Source organism: Holdemanella sp. DFI.5.55, assembly GCF_020593575.1.
GTDB classification, from domain to species: Bacteria; Bacillota_I; Bacilli_A; order Erysipelotrichales; family Erysipelotrichaceae; genus Holdemanella; species Holdemanella hominis.
In genome coordinates this window covers 1-250 of record NZ_JAJDMK010000321.1, presented here as the reverse complement: position 1 = coordinate 250, position 250 = coordinate 1, and the positions used below count along the sequence as shown (strand labels likewise).

1 pseudogene is annotated in these 250 nt (G+C 39.2%); it reads left to right on the top strand.

The features are described from left to right. Positions 1-127: 127 nt before the first annotated feature. Positions 128-250, top strand: a pseudogene (locus LJE08_RS14265) (transcriptional regulator); the annotation flags it as partial.

The window sequence follows — 250 nt, the reverse complement described above, 5'->3', positions numbered from 1 at the left end:
ATTTTATTTTATCAGAAAATCAGTCTACTGTCAATACACAACAGGAAGTATTTAACCTAATGATATGAATTGTGTGGACATATCCAAAAAGAAAGGTGAACTGTAAAATGTAACAGGGTGAATGAAAATGGCAAAAAGACCCGTACCATTGTACGACTTTAAGGCTTTCGGGGCAGCTATAAAAGCCGCGAGAAATGAATACGGCGAGAGCCGCAAAAAGGTAAGCGACGAGTTATATATTTCCCCGCGC